The 17,663-nt window shown below is 60.6% G+C and carries 15 protein-coding genes; 6 read left to right on the top strand and 9 right to left on the bottom strand.

Annotated elements, in window-relative coordinates; all coding sequences use genetic code 11:
• Positions 1 to 169: 169 nt before the first annotated feature.
• The 7 genes from V3W27_RS25885 to bioB form a co-directional block, all read right to left on the bottom strand.
• Complete coding sequence (locus V3W27_RS25885; RefSeq protein ID WP_095137437.1) at positions 170 to 1,975, bottom strand: phenylacyl-CoA dehydrogenase; 1,806 nt, start codon at positions 1,973 to 1,975, stop codon at positions 170 to 172.
• Positions 1,976 to 2,251: 276 nt separating this feature from the next.
• Complete coding sequence (locus V3W27_RS25880) at positions 2,252 to 2,548, bottom strand: hypothetical protein (RefSeq protein ID WP_003228898.1); 297 nt, start codon at positions 2,546 to 2,548, stop codon at positions 2,252 to 2,254.
• Between the two features lie 109 nt (positions 2,549 to 2,657).
• The gene (bioD, locus tag V3W27_RS25875) at positions 2,658 to 3,338 is read right to left on the bottom strand and encodes a dethiobiotin synthase (RefSeq protein ID WP_098965936.1); all 681 of its coding nucleotides are present in this window, start codon (positions 3,336 to 3,338) and stop codon (positions 2,658 to 2,660) included.
• On the bottom strand, positions 3,335 to 4,147 hold the full coding sequence (gene bioC / locus V3W27_RS25870; RefSeq protein WP_330207869.1) for a malonyl-ACP O-methyltransferase BioC: 813 nt from the start codon (positions 4,145 to 4,147) through the stop codon (positions 3,335 to 3,337). Before bioC ends, bioD begins: the two co-directional genes overlap by 4 nt.
• Positions 4,140 to 4,871 carry an alpha/beta fold hydrolase gene (locus V3W27_RS25865; RefSeq protein WP_330207868.1) on the bottom strand — a complete coding sequence of 244 codons (732 nt, stop codon included), beginning with the start codon at positions 4,869 to 4,871 and terminating at the stop codon, positions 4,140 to 4,142. Before V3W27_RS25865 ends, bioC begins: the two co-directional genes overlap by 8 nt.
• Positions 4,864 to 6,042 carry an 8-amino-7-oxononanoate synthase gene (bioF, locus tag V3W27_RS25860; protein WP_330207867.1) on the bottom strand — a complete coding sequence of 393 codons (1,179 nt, stop codon included), beginning with the start codon at positions 6,040 to 6,042 and terminating at the stop codon, positions 4,864 to 4,866. The genes V3W27_RS25865 and bioF overlap by 8 nt, the downstream gene beginning before the upstream one ends.
• Before the next feature lie 158 nt (positions 6,043 to 6,200).
• Positions 6,201 to 7,256: a biotin synthase BioB gene (gene bioB, locus V3W27_RS25855; RefSeq protein WP_027610689.1), complete on the bottom strand. Its 1,056-nt coding sequence runs from the start codon at positions 7,254 to 7,256 to the stop codon at positions 6,201 to 6,203.
• A 91-nt stretch (positions 7,257 to 7,347) separates the two neighbouring features.
• Here bioB and V3W27_RS25850 point away from each other — a divergent pair, with 91 nt between their 5' ends.
• The 5 genes from V3W27_RS25850 (at position 7,348) to rarD (ending at position 13,239) form a co-directional block, all read left to right on the top strand.
• The gene (locus V3W27_RS25850; protein ID WP_330207866.1) at positions 7,348 to 8,082 is read left to right on the top strand and encodes a ComF family protein; all 735 of its coding nucleotides are present in this window, start codon (positions 7,348 to 7,350) and stop codon (positions 8,080 to 8,082) included.
• A gap of 187 nt (positions 8,083 to 8,269) precedes the next feature.
• A complete protein-coding gene (locus V3W27_RS25845; RefSeq protein ID WP_330207865.1) occupies positions 8,270 to 9,034 on the top strand; it encodes a TOBE domain-containing protein in 765 nt (254 codons plus the stop codon).
• Positions 9,035 to 9,104: 70 nt separating this feature from the next.
• A complete protein-coding gene (locus tag V3W27_RS25840; RefSeq protein WP_330207864.1) occupies positions 9,105 to 11,006 on the top strand; it encodes a PhoX family protein in 1,902 nt (633 codons plus the stop codon).
• 166 nt (positions 11,007 to 11,172) lie between these two features.
• Complete coding sequence (locus V3W27_RS25835) at positions 11,173 to 12,147, top strand: serine/threonine protein kinase (RefSeq protein WP_027610685.1); 975 nt, start codon at positions 11,173 to 11,175, stop codon at positions 12,145 to 12,147.
• Positions 12,148 to 12,351: 204 nt separating this feature from the next.
• Positions 12,352 to 13,239: an EamA family transporter RarD gene (rarD, locus tag V3W27_RS25830; RefSeq protein WP_095137447.1), complete on the top strand. Its 888-nt coding sequence runs from the start codon at positions 12,352 to 12,354 to the stop codon at positions 13,237 to 13,239.
• Between the two features lie 222 nt (positions 13,240 to 13,461).
• On the opposite strand, the gene V3W27_RS25825 is transcribed toward rarD, so the two are convergent.
• Positions 13,462 to 13,980: a glycine cleavage system protein R gene (locus tag V3W27_RS25825; protein ID WP_095122549.1), complete on the bottom strand. Its 519-nt coding sequence runs from the start codon at positions 13,978 to 13,980 to the stop codon at positions 13,462 to 13,464.
• A 607-nt stretch (positions 13,981 to 14,587) separates the two neighbouring features.
• Between V3W27_RS25825 and V3W27_RS25820 the strand changes: the two genes are divergently transcribed.
• A complete protein-coding gene (locus V3W27_RS25820) occupies positions 14,588 to 16,765 on the top strand; it encodes a malate synthase G (protein ID WP_330207863.1) in 2,178 nt (725 codons plus the stop codon).
• Between the two features lie 205 nt (positions 16,766 to 16,970).
• Here the strand turns inward: V3W27_RS25820 and V3W27_RS25815 are convergent, their stop codons facing one another.
• Positions 16,971 to 17,417, bottom strand: a complete 447-nt coding sequence (locus V3W27_RS25815) for a response regulator (RefSeq protein WP_098965943.1) — start codon at positions 17,415 to 17,417, stop codon at positions 16,971 to 16,973.
• Positions 17,418 to 17,663 lie beyond the last annotated feature (246 nt).

Raw genomic sequence — 17,663 nt, 5'->3', positions numbered from 1 at the left:
TCAAAGAGATGGCATTGTGCCTGCAATGTGGCCAGTTAAGCACACACAATGTGATCCAGATCACACGCAGTCTCTTTAACGGCAGAAAACCCGGGTTTCTGAGCGATTCGGAAACAAAAAAACCGCTGCCCCCAAGGGAGCAGCGGTTTTCGTCAGACCGCGTTGAGGCTTAGTAGCCCAGGGCGAAGTCTTCTTCTTTCATGTCCATCAGGTTGTTGGCGCCCGACAGCATGGTGGCCACGTGGGTACGGGTACGTGGCAGGATTCGCTGGAAGTAGAAGCGCGCGGTTTGCAGCTTGGCGGTGTAGAACGCGGCGTCGCCGGTGCCTTCTGCCAGCTTCTCGGCGGCCAGACGTGCCATGTCGGCCCAGAAGTAGGCCAGGCAGGCGTAACCGGAGTACATCAGGTAGTCCACGGAGGCCGCGCCGACTTCTTCGCGATCTTTCATGGCAGCCATACCGACCTTCATGGTCAGCTCGCCCCATTCCTTGTTCAGTGCAGCCAGCGGTGCAACGAACTCTTTGACGGCTTCGTTGCCTTCGTTGTTCTGGCAGAACTTGTGGACGATCTTGGTGAAGCCTTTCAGAGCCTCGCCTTGAGTCATCAGCACTTTACGGCCCAGCAGGTCGAGTGCCTGGATACCGGTGGTGCCTTCGTACAGCATCGAAATGCGGCTGTCGCGAACGTTCTGCTCCATGCCCCACTCGGCGATGAAGCCGTGGCCACCGTAGATCTGCACGCCGTGGTTGGCGGCTTCGAAACCGACTTCGGTCATGAACGCCTTGGCGATTGGCGTCATGAACGCCAGCAGTGCGTCGGCCTTCTTCTTCTCTTCTTCGTCGACGCCGTATTTGACGATGTCGACCTGTTTGGCGGTGAAGTACACCATCGCGCGGTTGCCTTCGGCGAATGCCTTCATGGTCAGCAGCATGCGACGTACGTCAGGGTGCACGATGATCGGGTCAGCGGCCTTGTCCGGCGCTTTCGGACCAGTCAGGGAGCGCATTTGCAGACGATCACGAGCGTATTTCAGGCCACCCTGGAAGCCGATCTCGGCATGGGCCAGACCTTGCAGCGCGGTACCCAGACGTGCGGTGTTCATGAAGGTGAACATGCAGTTCAGGCCTTTGTTCGCCGGGCCGATCAGGAAACCGGTGGCACCGTCGAAGTTCATCACGCAAGTGGCGTTGCCGTGGATGCCCATCTTGTGTTCCAGCGAACCGCAGCTCACTGCGTTGCGCGCACCGATGGTGCCATCGGCGTTCGGCAGGAACTTTGGAACGATGAACAGGGAAATGCCTTTGGTGCCAGCCGGAGCGTCCGGCAGGCGGGCCAGTACGATGTGGACGATGTTGTCGGCCATGTCGTGTTCACCGGCCGAGATGAAAATCTTGGTCCCGGAAACCTTGTAGGAGCCATCAGCCTGAGGTTCGGCCTTGGTGCGCAGCATGCCCAGGTCGGTGCCGCAGTGCGGTTCGGTCAGGCACATGGTGCCGGTCCATTCGCCGGAAACCAGTTTGGTCAGATAGGCTTCTTGCTGCTCAGGGGTACCGTGCTCGGAGATAGTGTTCATCGCGCCGTGCGACAAGCCTGGGTACATGCCCCACGACCAGTTGGCTTCACCGACCATTTCGCTCACAGCCAGACCCAACGACTCTGGAAGGCCTTGACCGCCGTGCTCGACGTCGTGCGCCAGACTTGGCCAGCCGCCTTCGACGAATTGCTTGTAGGCCTCTTTAAAGCCAGTCGGGGTTTTCACACCGGACTCGCTCCAGGTGCAGCCTTCGAGGTCGCCCACGCGGTTCAGCGGTGCCAGTACCTGCTCACAAAACTTGGCGCCTTCTTCAAGAATGGCGTCAACCATGTCCGGCGTTGCTTCGGAGCAAGCTGGAAGGCTCTGATAGTGCGCTTCGTAGCCGAGCAGTTCGTCACGAACGAAGCGAATATCACGCAAGGGGGCCTTGTAGTCAGGCATAGCGATAAACCTCTGCTGATGTAACCGGGAATGAACGACCGCGTTGATTTGTTGTGACGGTCAAACAGTTGTTTGAAACATACGTTTACGCCGAAATCTTGTCAAGCGTCGATCTTTTGCCGTTCGTCATGACTTTTTTCAAATGCCGGACACGGCAAACCGCCATGAACTGCAAAGCGTCACGGGCAATGAAAAAAGATTAGTTGAGGGAGAAGGACTTACAACGAAAAACGCCGCGACAAGACGCGGCGTTCAGCAGGCAGGAGACACGAAAAATCAGGCAAATGTATCGATGATCGTCCCGAGCATTTCATCGGAAGCCTTGGCGACCTTGGTGCCTAGCTCCACCTGAAACTTGCCTTGAGCCATCTCGGCCATCGCGCTGCCCGGATCCATTTGCTGACTGCGGTCGATACCGCGCAGACGATCGACCTGCGCCTCGGAAGACTGGCTGGTGACCGAACGCTCGATGGTGTTGTTGGCGATCTGGCTGGCCGCCTGATCGACACGGTTCTGACCGGTCTGAATCGTGCTCAAACCCGCATAAAAAGCTGTGTTACCGGAGATTTCCATGGGAGCTCTCATCCTTGGGAAGGATCAATGGTTGCCATTGAAGCAGAGGCGCCAGAAAAACACCCGTCAAAAATACTGATGGCACAGTGCCTTGTCATAGCCAAAAGCATTAATCCAGCAGATCGAGTTGCAGATGATCGGCCACCGCCTCGGCGCTAAGCGACTTCAGTTTCGGTACCCGCCCCAGACAAGGCGCGGGAATCCGCTCGGCCAGCGTCGCCAGATTCTCTTCCAGACGCGAGGTTTTCGGATCGATGATATTGGCCACCCAACCCGCCAGTTGCAGGCCATCGCGAGCAATTGCCTCGGCGGTCAGCAAGGCATGACTGATACAGCCCAGGCGCACACCCACCACCAGAATCACCGGCAGCTTCAACGCGATGGCCAGATCCGACAGATTGTCCTGATCGGCCAACGGCACCCGCCAGCCACCCGCCCCTTCGATCAACGTGAAATCGGCATTCAGCGCCAGGATTTCGCGCATCGGCGCCAGCAGCGATTGCACGGTCAGCGCGACGCCGGCCTCACGCGCTGCCAGATGCGGCGCGATGGCCGGCTCGAATGCCACTGGATTGACCTGTTGATAAGTCAGCGGCACCGAACACTCGGCGAGCAACGCCAGCGCATCGGCATTGCGCAAACCCTTGGGCGTTACCTCGCAACCCGAAGCCACCGGTTTCCCCGCCGCCGTACTCAGCCCTGCCGAGCGCGCAGCATGCAGCAACCCGGCAGCCACGGTGGTCTTGCCGACATCGGTGTCAGTCCCGGTGATGAAATAGGCTGCGCTCATAAGGGTTTCTCCAACACGGCGTAGACCACCTGGTAAGTCGCCGGCAATCCCTGTGCCTGACGGAACTGCTCGTAAGCCTCGACCAGACCGAGAATCCGCGCGCGTCCGGTCAAGCCACCCGGCCGACCGGGGTTCAGATTGTGCGCGCCGAGTGCCTTGAGTTCGTGAGTCAGGCTGCGCACATCCGGGTAGTGCAACACATGCGCCTTATTCTGCAGACTCACCGTACGCAAGCCACTTTCGGCACACAACTGCTCATACCGGGCGAATTCGCGGAAGCGGTTGACGTGCACCAGACCATCGACCTGCCGCCAACTGTCGCGCAACTCGTACAAGGTCCCTACACAAAGACTAGCAAACGCGAAAATCCCGCCCGGCTTGAGCACACGAAAGGCTTCGCTGAGCACCGATTCGAAGTCCGCACACCACTGCACCGCAAGGCTGGAAAAGATCAGCTCACAGGTTGAATCCTGCAACGGCAGACGTTCCGCATCACCCGCGATGAAGTGCTGCGCGCCGCCCAATGGTTGTGCGTGATTGAGCATGCCCTCGGCGATATCCAGCGCCAGCCCCTGACCTTCGACATATCGCTCGGCCAATGCGCGAGTGAAATAGCCGGTGCCGCAGCCCAGATCCAGCCAGCGTGCCGGCACAAAACCCGCTGGCAAGCGCGCGAGCAACTGCGAACCGACGTCGCGCTGAAACTCGGCAACGCTGTCGTAGCTGGCCGCCGCACGGGAGAAAGAGGCCGCGACCTGGCGCTTGTCGGGCAAGCCGCCGGGCAGCGCAACAAGAGACAAATCAGTCATCACCGCGCTCGTGTAGAAATGCCTGGATCGCTCCCGCCACGCCATGGGGGTCTTCCAGAAGAAATGCATGACTGGCCTGTTCGATCAGACCAATTTCGATATCCGGCAACAGCGCAAACAACGCTCCCGCCGCTTCTGCCGGCACCAGGCCGTCCTGACCGGCGAACAAGTGCAACTGCGGGCCGCGAAACGCCTGCAACGCTTCGCGCGTGTCGATCTGCGCCAGCAGTTCAAGCCCGGCCATCAACGCTTGCGGCGAAGTGGCCGGCGCGCCACCCAGCAGCAGCCGCGACATGCCGCGCGGGTCCTGCGCGCCCTGAGCACACAACAACGAGAACCGTTTTAGGGTCATCCGCGGGTCGGTCTGGCAGCTGGCGAGAAATGCATCGAACGTCTCGCCCGGCATCGCACTCGGCCAACGCTCATGGGCGACAAATGAAGGATTGCTCGCCAGCGTCAGCAGACCGCAGCAACGCTCGCCGCGACGTGCTGCCAGTTCAGAGGCAAGCATGCCGCCCAGCGACCAACCGCCCAGCCACACGTCTTGAGGAATACATTCATCGAGTTCGTCGAGCCAGTCCTGCAGGTCGCTGGAATCCAGCTCCGGCAACGGCTCGATCTCGACATGCAGATGCTCGTCAAGCCCTTGCAAAGCGGCGGCCAGAGGCTCCAGCGGCGAAACACCGAGGCCCCAGCCGGGCAGCAGAATCAGGCGATCACGCATGGCTTGGCTCCGGCGGCAGTTGGGCAAAGCAATCGGCCAGTCCTTCTAACAATAGCTGCACCTGCGCCTCGCTGTGAGCGGCGGTCAGGGTCACGCGCAGGCGTGCACTTCCTGCCGGGACGGTAGGCGGACGGATTGCCGTGACCATCAAGCCGCGTTCGCGCAGCAGCTGCGACAGGCGCACGGCTCGACCGGCATCGCCGATCAGGATCGGCTGGATCGGGGTGAAGCTGTCCATCAGCTGCAGACCGATCTGCTCGGCCCCTCGACGAAATTGGCGGATCAGCAGGTTAAGGTGCTCACGTCGCCAATGCTCGCTGCGCAGTAATTCCAGACTTTTCAGCGTCGCACAGGCCAGCGCCGGTGGCTGGCTGGTGGTGTAGATGTAGGGCCGGGCGAACTGGATCAGGCTTTCGATCAGCTCTTCGCTGCCGGCGACGAAAGCACCGGCGGTGCCGAACGCCTTGCCGAGGGTGCCAACCAGCACCGGCACATCGTCCTGACTCAAGCCGAAATGCTCGACGATCCCGCCGCCATTGGCACCGAGCGGGCCGAAGCCATGGGCATCATCAACCATCAGCCACGCGCCTTTGGCCTTGGCCTCACGCGCCAGCGCCGGCAGATCGGCAAGATCGCCGTCCATGCTGAACACGCCGTCGGTGACCACCAGCGTATTGCCGGTGGCTTTCTCCAGGCGCTTGGCCAGGCTGTCGGCGTCGTTGTGCAGATAACGATTGAAACGGGCGCCGGACAATAGACCGGCATCCAGCAACGAGGCGTGATTGAGCCGGTCTTCCAGCACCGAGTCGCCCTGCCCGACCAGCGCCGTGACCGCGCCGAGATTGGCCATGTAGCCGGTGGTGAACAGCAACGCACGCGGCCGGCCGGTGAGATCGGCGAGGGCTTCTTCCAGTGCGTGATGCGGGCCGCTGTGGCCGATCACCAGATGCGACGCTCCGCCACCGACGCCCCAGCGCTCAGCACCGGCGCGCCAGGCTTCGATCACCTGCGGGTGATTGGCCAGTCCGAGATAGTCGTTGTTGCAGAACGCCAGCAACGGCTGGCCGTCGACCACCACTTCAGGCCCCTGCGGGGACTCGAGCAACGGACGCTGGCGATAGAGATTTTCGGCACGGCGGGCAGCAAGGCGTGCGGCGAGATCGAAAGACATGCAGGCCTCGACTTTCAAGTGACACAGATTCCCTGTGGAAGCGGGCTTGCTCGCGAAGGCGGTCTGACATTCAACGTAATGTCGACCGCACTGACGCTTTCGCGAGCAAGCCCGCTCCCACAGGGGTTTTGCATTCCTTCAGAGAAATCCGCGCAGGTTTAGACCGCCGCGTTATAGAACTGCTCGCTGCTCTTCTGCTCCACCAGCGCCTGCTCGATCGCGGCCTGATGCACTTCATCGGCATGCTCTTCGCGCGCTTCCGGCTGAATGCCCAGGCGCGCGAACAGTTGCATGTCCTTGTCGGCCTGCGGGTTGGCGGTGGTCAGCAGTTTGTCGCCGTAGAAAATCGAGTTGGCACCGGCGAAGAACGCCAACGCCTGCATCTGCTCGTTCATCGCTTCGCGGCCGGCGGACAGGCGTACGTGGGATTGCGGCATGAGGATGCGCGCCACGGCGAGCATGCGGATGAAGTCGAACGGATCGACGTCATCGGCGTTTTCCAGCGGCGTGCCGGCGACTTTCACCAGCATGTTGATCGGCACCGATTCCGGATGCTCCGGCAGGTTGGCCAACTGGATCAGCAGGTTGGCGCGGTCGTCCAGCGACTCGCCCATGCCGAGAATGCCGCCGGAGCAGATCTTCATTCCCGACTCGCGCACGTAGGCCAGGGTCTGCAGGCGCTCGCTGTAGGTGCGGGTGGTGATGATGCTGCCGTAGAACTCAGGCGAGGTGTCGAGGTTGTGGTTGTAGTAATCCAGGCCGGCCTTGGCCAGCGCCTCGGTCTGTTCCTGATCAAGACGACCGAGAGTCATGCATGTTTCCAGGCCCATGGCTTTCACGCCTTCGACCATCTTCAGCACATACGGCATGTCTTTGGCCGACGGGTGCTTCCACGCCGCCCCCATGCAAAAACGGGTCGAGCCGATGGCTTTGGCGCGGGCAGCCTCTTCGAGGACTTTCTGCACTTCCATCAGCTTTTCTTTTTCCAGGCCGGTGTTGTAGTGACCGGACTGCGGGCAGTACTTGCAGTCTTCCGGGCAGGCGCCGGTCTTGATCGACAGCAGCGTGGAAACCTGCACACGATTGGCGTTGAAATGTGCACGGTGCACCGTCTGCGCCTGGAACAGCAAGTCGTTGAATGGCTGTACGAAGAGCGCTTTGACTTCGGCTAAAGACCAGTCGTGACGCAGGGTGGCAGAGGTGCTGGCGCTCATGGGCAGTTCCTTGGTTATGCTTGGCTGGCGGCTGCGGGAACGGAATACCCACAGGCGCGACACGGATGTTCGGCATATTTAAGGAAAAGTCATGCGCTGTCAACCACGAGACGAAGCACAGGTTTACATCTGTTTAAAAAACGTACAAAGCTGTTTGTTGTGCGATGAACCCGCAGAAGCAGAAGTGCCAATCTGCGTCGCCTGCGAAACCGATCTGCCCTGGCTCGGTGACCACTGTCAGACCTGCGCCTTGCCGCTGCCCGGCGCTGGACTGACTTGCGGCGGGTGCCTGCTAGAGCCGCCGGCGTTCGAACAGGTGGTGGTGCCGTGGCGCTATGACTTCCCGGTGGACAGTTTGATTACACGCTTTAAACACAACGCGAAATGGCCGTTTGGTCACCTGCTCGCCGACGTTGCCGGACAATACCTGCAACATCGCTTCGATGAGGGATTGCCACAGCCCGATGTATTGTTGCCGGTGCCACTGGCGGGGAAACGTCTGCGTCAACGCGGGTTCAATCAAGCGGCGATGCTGGGGCGATGGTTAAGCCAACAGCTGGATCTGCCTTTTGAGGAGCAGGCTCTACGACGAATTCACGATACCAGTGCCCAACAGGACCTCGACGCCAAGGCGCGCAAGCGCAACTTGCGTCACGCCTTCGCTGTGGCCCCTGATGCCGAGGTGAAAGGTCGGCACTTCGCGTTGATTGATGATGTGCTGACCACCGGCGCCACGGCCCAGGCACTGGCGCGATTGTTGAGGGATGCGGGCGCTGCAAGAGTCGACGTCTATTGTCTGGCCCGCACGCCAAAACCCGGAAACTGAAACCGACACAATCCCTTGTAGGAGTGAGCCTGCTCGCGATAGCGCAATTACTGCCAACATTGATGCTGACTGTTCCACCGCCATCGCGAGCAGGCTCACTCCTACAAGAGCACTGTGTTTGGCTTGACTGAGGCGTCGCAAGCCGCCAACTTCACTCTCCACCGCCACTGTGAAAAAGCACCCACCAATGTCCCTGCCCACCCCGCTCTCCCAGCACATCGTTCGCCGTCCGCAGCGCATCGCCCTGCTGCAACACATTGCCGAACAGGGTTCGATCACCCGTGCCGCGAAAAGCGCCGGTTTGAGTTACAAAGCGGCGTGGGATGCGATCGATGAGCTGAACAACCTGGCGCAGAAACCGCTGGTGGAGCGCGCGGTCGGCGGCAAGGGCGGCGGTGGCGCCAGGTTGTCCAGCGAAGGCGAACGGGTGTTGCGTCTGTACCAAAAGCTGCAAGCTTTACAGGCGCAGGTGCTGGAGGCCGCTGAGGACGCCAGCGATCTGGATCTGCTTGGGCGATTGATGCTCAGAACCAGCGCGCGCAACCAGTTGCACGGCAAAGTCGTGGCTATCGAGGGTCAGGGCCGCAACGACCTGATTCGCCTCGAACTGGCCGAAGGCCTGTGGATCAACGCGCAGATCACCCACGACAGCACCGTGCACCTGGAACTGCAACCGGGCACCGAAGTGGTGGCCTTGATCAAGGCTGGCTGGCTTGAACTACTGCCCCCGGAGCAAGTTGCAACATCTGGACACAATCTTCTGAGCGGCACTATCGAAGCCATTCTCGATGCCGAAGACGGCCCCAGCGAAGTTCGCATCGCCCTGCCCAACGGCCAGACGCTCTGCGCTCTGGCGGAGCCGCTGCAGCTTCGTACCCGCGGGCTGAGTGTCGAGCAACCGGTGCAGGTGCAGTTCTCGCCGTCCAATGTGCTGATCGGCACGCCGCTGTAATCAGGCGCTGCAACGAAAGCGTAATCGACGCTCATTAAGGTGGCTGCCAAAACCAAGCAGGGAGCCTGATGTGAGCCTATTAGAAGAAAACCAATCGACTGATCTGGAAAAGATGGTCGGCCTCAGCCGTCGCGGCTTCATCAGCGCCGGTGCGCTGTGCGGCGCCGCCATGTTCCTCGGCGGCAACCTGCTGAGCCGCAGCGCGCTGGCCACCGGCATCAGCGCCGGCAACAGCCGTCTGCTCGGTTTCGAGAGCATTCCCGCCGCGACCACCGACGTCATCAGCCTGCCCAAGGGCTACAAGTCTTCGGTGCTGATCAGTTGGGGTCAGCCATTGCACAAGAACGGCCCGGCGTTCGACCCGAGCGGCAATGGCACCGCCGCCGCCCAGGAAGTGCAGTTCGGCGACAACAACGACGGCATGAGCCTGTTCGAATTCCCCGACGACCGAAACCGTGCGTTGATGGCGATCAACAACGAATACACCAATTATCGCTACCTCTACCCGCACGGCGGCATGCCGCAATCGGCCGAAGACGTGCGCAAGGCGCTGGCCTGCGAAGGTGTGTCAGTGATTGAAGTGCAGCGCAGGAACGGCCAGTGGCAGTTCGTCCAGGGCTCGCGTTACAACCGCCGGATTCACGGCAACTCGCCGCTGCGCATCAGCGGCCCGGCGGCTGGTCACGAGCTGATGAAGACGGCCGCCGACAAGCACGGCAAGAGAGTCCTCGGCACCTTCCAGAACTGCGCCAACGGCAAGACACCGTGGGGCACCTATCTGACCTGCGAAGAAAACTTCACCGATTGCTTTGGCAGCAGCAACGCCCAGCAGCAGTTCGATCCGGCGCAAAAGCGCTACGGTGTCTCTGCCGCCAGCCGCGAGATCAACTGGCACCCGTTCGACCCGCGCTTCGACATGGCCAAAAATCCCAACGAACTCAACCGTCACGGCTGGGTGGTCGAGATCGATCCGTTCGATCCGCAATCGACCCCGGTCAAGCGCACCGCCCTCGGCCGCTTCAAGCACGAAAACGCCGCACTGGCCGAGACCGATGACGGTCGCGCCGTGGTGTACATGGGCGACGACGAGCGTGGCGAGTTCATCTACAAGTTTGTCAGTCGCGACCGCATCAACCACCGCAACGCCAAAGCCAACCGCGACATCCTCGACCACGGCACCCTGTACGTGGCCAAGTTCGACGCCGGTGACGGCAACCCTGATCACCCGAAAGGCCAGGGCCAGTGGATCGAACTGACCCACGGCAAGAACGGCATCGACGCCAGCAGCGGTTTCGCCGATCAGGCCGAAGTGCTGATCCACGCCCGCCTCGCCGCCAGTGTGGTCGGCGCCACGCGCATGGACCGCCCGGAGTGGATCGTCGTCAGTCCGAAGGACGGCCAGGTGTATTGCACCCTGACCAACAACGCCAAGCGCGGCGAAGACGGCCAGCCAGTGGGCGGGCCGAACCCGCGCGAGAAGAACGTCTACGGGCAGATCCTGCGCTGGCGCACCGATCGCGATGATCACGCGTCGAAGACGTTTGCCTGGGATCTGTTTGTGGTCGCCGGCAACCCGGGTGTGCATGCCGGTACGCCGAAGGGCGGCTCGAAGAACATCACCCCGCAGAACATGTTCAACAGCCCGGACGGTCTGGGCTTCGACAAGGCCGGGCGCTTGTGGATTCTGACTGACGGCGACTCGAGCAACGCTGGGGACTTTGCCGGGATGGGCAACAACCAGATGCTCTGTGCCGATCCGAAGACCGGTGAAATTCGTCGCTTCATGGTCGGGCCGATTGGTTGCGAAGTCACCGGGATCAGCTTCTCGCCGGATCAGAAAACCCTGTTTGTCGGGATTCAGCATCCGGGCGAGAACGGTGGTTCGACCTTCCCCGAGCATCTGCCCAATGGCAAGCCGCGTTCATCGGTGATGGCGATTACCCGTGAGGATGGCGGGATCGTCGGCGCCTGATTGGCCCTCATCGCGAGCAGGCTCACTCCTACAAGGAAATGCGTTCCAACTGTAGGAGTGAGCCTGCTCGCGATGGCGTCAGCACAGACACCAACCAACTCCCCCGCTGCCATCTGCGCTACCATGCTGGGCCGGACGCGGCAGCCTGCTGCGCGCAGGAGTCAGCATGGCCCACCCGTTTGAAACCCTCACACCCGATCTCGTGCTCGATGCCGTCGAAAGCATCGGGTTTCTCAGTGACGCACGCATTCTGGCGCTCAACAGCTACGAAAACCGCGTCTATCAGGTCGGTATCGAAGACTCCGAACCGCTGATCGCCAAGTTCTACCGTCCGCAACGCTGGACCAACGAAGCCATCCTCGAAGAACACCAGTTCACCTTCGAACTGGCCGACGTCGAAATCCCGGTGGTGGCGCCGCTGATCCACAACGGCCAGACCCTGCACGAACATGCCGGTTTCCGTTTCACCCTGTTTCCGCGTCGCGGCGGCCGCGCGCCGGAGCCGGGCAATCTCGATCAGTTGTATCGTCTCGGCCAGTTGCTCGGGCGTATTCATGCGGTCGGCGCGACCAAGCCGTTCGAACACCGTGAAGCACTGGGCGTACAGAACTTCGGCCATGCCTCGCTGGCGACGTTGCTTGAAGGCAACTTCATCCCCAAGAGCCTGCTGCCGGCCTACGAGTCAGTGGCCCGCGACCTGCTCAAGCGGGTCGAAGACGTCTACGCCGCCACGCCGCACCAGAACATCCGCATGCACGGCGATTGCCACCCCGGCAACATGATGTGCCGCGATGAAATGTTCCACATCGTCGACCTCGACGACTGCCGCATGGGCCCGGCGGTGCAGGACATCTGGATGATGCTCGCCGGCGACCGTCAGGAATGCCTCGGGCAACTGTCGGAACTGATGGACGGCTACAACGAATTCCACGACTTCGATCCCCGTGAACTGGCGCTGATCGAACCGCTGCGCGCCCTGCGCCTGATGCACTACAGCGCCTGGCTGGCGCGGCGCTGGGACGACCCGGCGTTCCCGCACAGCTTTCCGTGGTTTGGTACGGAACGGTATTGGGGCGATCAGGTGCTGGCGCTGCGTGAACAGTTGTCGGCGCTTAACGAAGAACCCCTGAAACTGTTCTGACCCACCACCGCCTCTGTAGGAGTGAGCCTGCTCGCGATAGCGTTTTATCAGTCGACGTAAATGTTGAATGTCAGACCGCTATCGCGAGCAGGCTCACTCCTACAGGGTTCTGTGTTCACACTTTTCTGACCAATCAGCTCAGGCATTCGTCGACAAATCTCCTTACAATCCCTGCTTTGTCAGCTGCCTAAGCAAGGATTCTGCATGCAAGCCGCCAACCCGCGTCGCGGGTACATTCTGGGCCTGAGTGCCTACATCATATGGGGCCTGTTCCCGATCTACTTCAAAGCCATCGCCGAAGTCCCCGCTGTCGAGATCATCATTCACCGCGTGTTGTGGTCGGCACTGTTCGGTGCGCTGTTGCTGATGGTGTGGAAGCATCCGGGCTGGTTGCGCGAGTTGCTCGACAACCCCAAGCGTCTGGCGATCCTCGCCCTGAGCGGCACCCTGATCGCGGCCAACTGGCTGACCTACGTATGGTCGGTGAACAACGGGCGCATGCTCGAAGCGAGCCTCGGTTACTACATCAACCCGCTGGTGAACGTGCTGTTGGGGATGCTGATTCTCGGCGAACGCCTGCGGCGCATGCAGTGGATTGCGGTGGGGCTGGCAGCCGTCGGCGTGGCGCAGCAGGTGTGGCAGGTCGGCAGTCTGCCGTGGGTATCGCTGGTGCTGGCGCTGACCTTCGGCTTCTACGGTTTGATCCGCAAACAGGCGCCGGTCAAGGCCTTGCCGGGGCTGGTGGTGGAAACCTGGATGCTGGTGCCAATTGCCGTGGCCTGGCTGCTGTTCAACCAGACCGCCACCAGCGCACAACCCGAGTTCTGGACCACCTCGCAAGCCTGGTGGCTGGTGGCGGCGGGTCCGGTGACGCTCATCCCGCTGGTGTGTTTCAACGCTGCCACCCGTCATCTGCCCTACACCACCATCGGTTTCCTCCAGTACACCGCGCCAACCCTGGTGCTGCTGCAGGCGGTGCTGCTGTTTGGTGAGCATTTGTCGTCGAGCACGCTGATCGCCTTCATCTTCATCTGGGCCGGTCTGGCCGTTTACAGCGTCGATGCGGTGATCAGTTTGCGTCGGCGCAGCTGATCAAAAAACGCACAAAGCTTCGCAGGCCACGGTTCTCGTGGCCTGCAACGTTCCTTCCCAAGGTTATCCACAGCGTGATCCCCGCCGTTTGTGCGCAAGTCACTGAATGTTGGCGATTTTTTGATCAGCTCGCTACAGGCCACGGCCGACGTGGCGCTGCGCCCGGTCTCTACAGGTTATCCACAGGCAGGTGCACGTTAAAACTGGATAACCCGGCGCCGGTTAAACGTCTGTGCGTAACACCAGTTCGACCATCAGATCATCGGCCAGGGTTTCCAGGCGCGATTGCAGCACGTCCAGCGACAGGGTCAGTGGCACCGCCAGAATCGCTTCGGCGTGGAACAGCGGCTCGCTGCTCATCGGCGCCGGGCGCACTTCGGTCACCAACCGTTCGAGGTTCACCCCCTGCTCGCTGAGCAAACGGGTGATGTCGCGCACGATGCCCGGTCGGTCATTGCCCACCAGCTCCATGGCGATCGGTTTCCAGGTGCAGGACTGCTCGATGCCGCTCTCGGCAATCAGCACGCGAATGCCATGAGCCGACAGCGCTTGTAAGGAATCGACTAATTCGTCGTAAGCCTCCGCCGGCACACCCACCCGCAGAATCCCGGCGAACTGCCCGGCCATCCGTGACATGCGGCTTTCCAGCCAGTTGCCGCCGTGCTCGGCGATGCATTGGGCGATGCGCTCGACCTGCCCCGGCTTGTCCGGGGCAAACACAGTGAGTACGAGATGGTCCATGGCGCCGCCCTCTTGTCATGACTTTTGTTATAGAAAGGCAAGTATAGGCAAGCACCGACATTCAGCCGCCATGCTCAAGTGAACAACACTTGTGGCGAGGGAGCTTGCTCCCGCTGGCGGCCGCAGGATGCCCTCTTCAGTCAGTAATATCTTTCGCGGATGCTTCGCACCCGAGCGGGAGCAAGCTCCCTCGCCACAAACGCGGGCTCATCGAAGCTGAATGGAAGCCACACAGTATTTATGTGTACAACTTTTTATATTTAGCTGGAACAATCCGATGGTTTTTTGAGAACATCCCGTTCCGCGACGTGACCGCAATGCGTCATGAGGTCGCAGAACGACGTTATTAGTCTGATTTTCACAAGCGCAACGCATCATGTAGTATGCCTCGGCGCGCACTACATAACGCTGGATCGATGTCTGCCCAAGGCATGTTCGCAACCCTGAAAGCCCCGTCAGCAAGGCCCCCAAGCCGTTGATTGGTCCCAGCCCAGCCGCCAGCAATGGCATGTACTGGTCGGAAGGTTTGTGGTTTAAATGGCCAGAGGCTTCATTGTCAAAATTGAAGAGCTGAAAAGCGAAATAGCTGAGCAGAGTGAGGCAAGCAATGACTGAACACGTTCAAGTCGGTGGCCTGCAGGTCGCCAAAGTCCTGTTCGACTTCGTGAACAACGAAGCCATTCCCGGTACCGGCCTCACCGCCGAAAAATTCTGGGAAGGTGCCGACAAGGTCATTCATGACCTGGCGCCGAAGAACAAAGCCCTACTCGCCAAACGCGATGACTTCCAGGCTCGTCTTGATGCCTGGCATCAGGAGCGTGCTGGTCAGGCGCACGACGCCGTGGCCTACAAAGCCTTCCTGCAAGAAATCGGTTATCTGCTGCCAGAAGCGGCTGATTTCCAGGCAACGACGCAAAACGTCGATGATGAAATCGCCCGCACCGCCGGCCCGCAACTCGTGGTCCCGGTGATGAACGCCCGCTTTGCCCTCAACGCCTCGAACGCCCGCTGGGGTTCGCTGTACGACGCCCTCTACGGCACCGACGCGATCAGCGAAGACGGTGGCGCAGAAAAAGGCAAAGGCTACAACAAGGTGCGTGGCGACAAAGTCATCGCCTTCGCCCGTGCGTTCCTCGACGAAGCGGCGCCCCTGGCCGCTGGCTCCCACGTCGATTCGACGGCTTACAAGATCGTTGACGGCAAACTGCTGGTCACCCTCAAGGGCGGCAGCAACACCGGCCTGCGTGACGATGCTCAGCTGATCGGCTTTCAGGGCGACGCCAATGCCCCGATCGCGATCCTGCTGAAGAACCACGGCCTGCATTTCGAAATCCAGATCGACGCCAGCACCCCGGTCGGCCAGACCGATGCCGCCGGCGTCAAAGACATTCTGATGGAAGCGGCACTGACCACCATCATGGACTGCGAAGACTCCGTGGCTGCCGTCGATGCCGACGACAAAGTGGTGATCTACCGCAACTGGCTCGGCCTGATGAAGGGCGACCTGTCCGAAGAAGTCGCCAAGGGCGGCCAGACCTTCACCCGCACCATGAACCCGGATCGCAGCTACACCAAGGTCGATGGCAGTGAACTGACCCTGCACGGTCGCTCGCTGCTGTTCGTGCGTAATGTCGGTCACCTGATGACCATCGACGCGATCCTGGACAAGGACGGCAACGAAGTGCCGGAAGGCATTCTCGACGGTCTGGTGACGTGCCTCGCGGCGATGCACAACCTCAATGGCAACACTTCGCGTCGCAATACGCGCACCGGCTCGGTCTACATCGTCAAACCGAAAATGCACGGCCCGGAAGAAGCGGCGTTTACCAACGAGCTGTTCGGTCGCATCGAAGACGTGCTGGGCCTCAAACGCAACACGCTCAAAGTCGGGATCATGGACGAGGAGCGCCGCACCACGGTCAACCTCAAGGCCTGCATCAAGGCGGCCAGCGAGCGCGTAGTGTTCATCAACACCGGTTTCCTCGACCGCACGGGCGATGAAATCCACACCTCCATGGAAGCCGGGCCGATGGTGCGCAAGGCCGACATGAAGGCCGAGAAGTGGATCGGCGCCTACGAAAACTGGAACGTCGATATCGGTCTGAGCACCGGCCTGCAAGGTCGTGCGCAAATTGGTAAAGGCATGTGGGCGATGCCCGACCTGATGGCGGCGATGCTCGAACAGAAAATCGCTCACCCGCTGGCCGGTGCCAACACCGCCTGGGTACCGTCGCCGACGGCTGCTGCGCTGCACGCGCTGCATTACCACAAGGTCGACGTGTTCGCCCGTCAGGCCGAACTGGCCAAGCGTGCCCGCGCTTCGGTGGACGACATTCTGACCATCCCGCTGGCGGTCAACCCGAACTGGACGCCGGAGCAGATCAAGAACGAACTGGACAACAACGCCCAGGGCATTCTCGGTTACGTGGTGCGCTGGATCGACCAAGGCGTGGGTTGTTCGAAAGTGCCGGACATCAACGACGTCGGCCTGATGGAAGATCGCGCAACGCTGCGGATCTCCAGCCAGCACATCGCCAACTGGCTGCGCCACGGTATCGTCACCGAAGCGCAAGTGATGGAAAGCCTCAAGCGCATGGCGCCGGTGGTTGACCGGCAGAACGCCAACGACCCGCTGTACCGTCCGCTGGCACCCAACTTCGACAGCAACATCGCCTTCCAGGCGGCGGTCGAACTGGTGATCGAAGGCACCAAACAGCCGAACGGCTATACCGAGCCGGTGCTGCACCGTCGTCGTCGCGAGTTCAAGAAGGCCAACGGCCTGTAACGTGCGCTGACTGCCGGACATGAAAAAGCCCTGATCTTGTGATCAGGGCTTTTTTGTTGGCCGCTAAAATCTAACAACCACTGGAGATCCATTGTGGGAGCGGGCTTGCTCGCGAAAACGGACTCACATTCAACATTAATTTCGACAGAAAGGACGCATTCGCGAGCAAGCCCGCTCCCACAGGGGGGGCGGTGTCGCTTGAGAGTCAGGGATCAATGCCCAATTCGTGTTTGACCAGGCCCAGCAACTTCACCGTATCAATCGGCTTGAGCAGAAAGTCCACCACGCTCAGGTGCATCGCGGCGATGGCGTCCTTCACATCGGCATCGCCCGAAACAATGATGATCGGCAACGCCGCCCGCTCCGACTCACGCACCTGCCGAATCAAATCCAGCCCACCGACATTGCCCATACGCAAATCAGTGATCACCAGCCCGATCGAAGGTTTTTCGTCGAGCATCTTCAGCGCGGTTTCACCGCTGGCCGCGGTCATGCAACGAATGCCATCCAACGCGAGTATCTCCGACAACAGCTCCCGCGCGTCCTTGTCGTCATCGACGATCAGTACACGCTGCGGCGGCAAGTCGGGTTCGAGCATTACTGCGCTGAGCGCTTCACGCTCGGCGTCGCTCAAAATATCGTGGTCGGACATGGCATTCTCTACGTTTTCAATTCAGTCACCTGGCACAGTCGTCAGACATCGCTAAGCAGAGCTTCAATGTGCACTTCGTCGGATTTTTTTCCAAGTGGCTGGCGGGGGAATTTCCGACTGTTTTTGTAGGGCACTTCCCAAATGTGCCCAACGGCCGCTCAAACCTAGACTTACGTCCAATGGGCACCCCGCGCGCAGGGGCCGACCATGGCTGCAACGATCCGACAACAACAATTCAAAAAAGAC

It is taken from the genome of Pseudomonas sp. AM14(2022), from assembly GCF_036346455.1.
Lineage (GTDB): Bacteria > Pseudomonadota > Gammaproteobacteria > Pseudomonadales > Pseudomonadaceae > Aquipseudomonas > Aquipseudomonas putida_A.
This window is presented reverse-complemented; position numbering and strand designations above follow the sequence as displayed.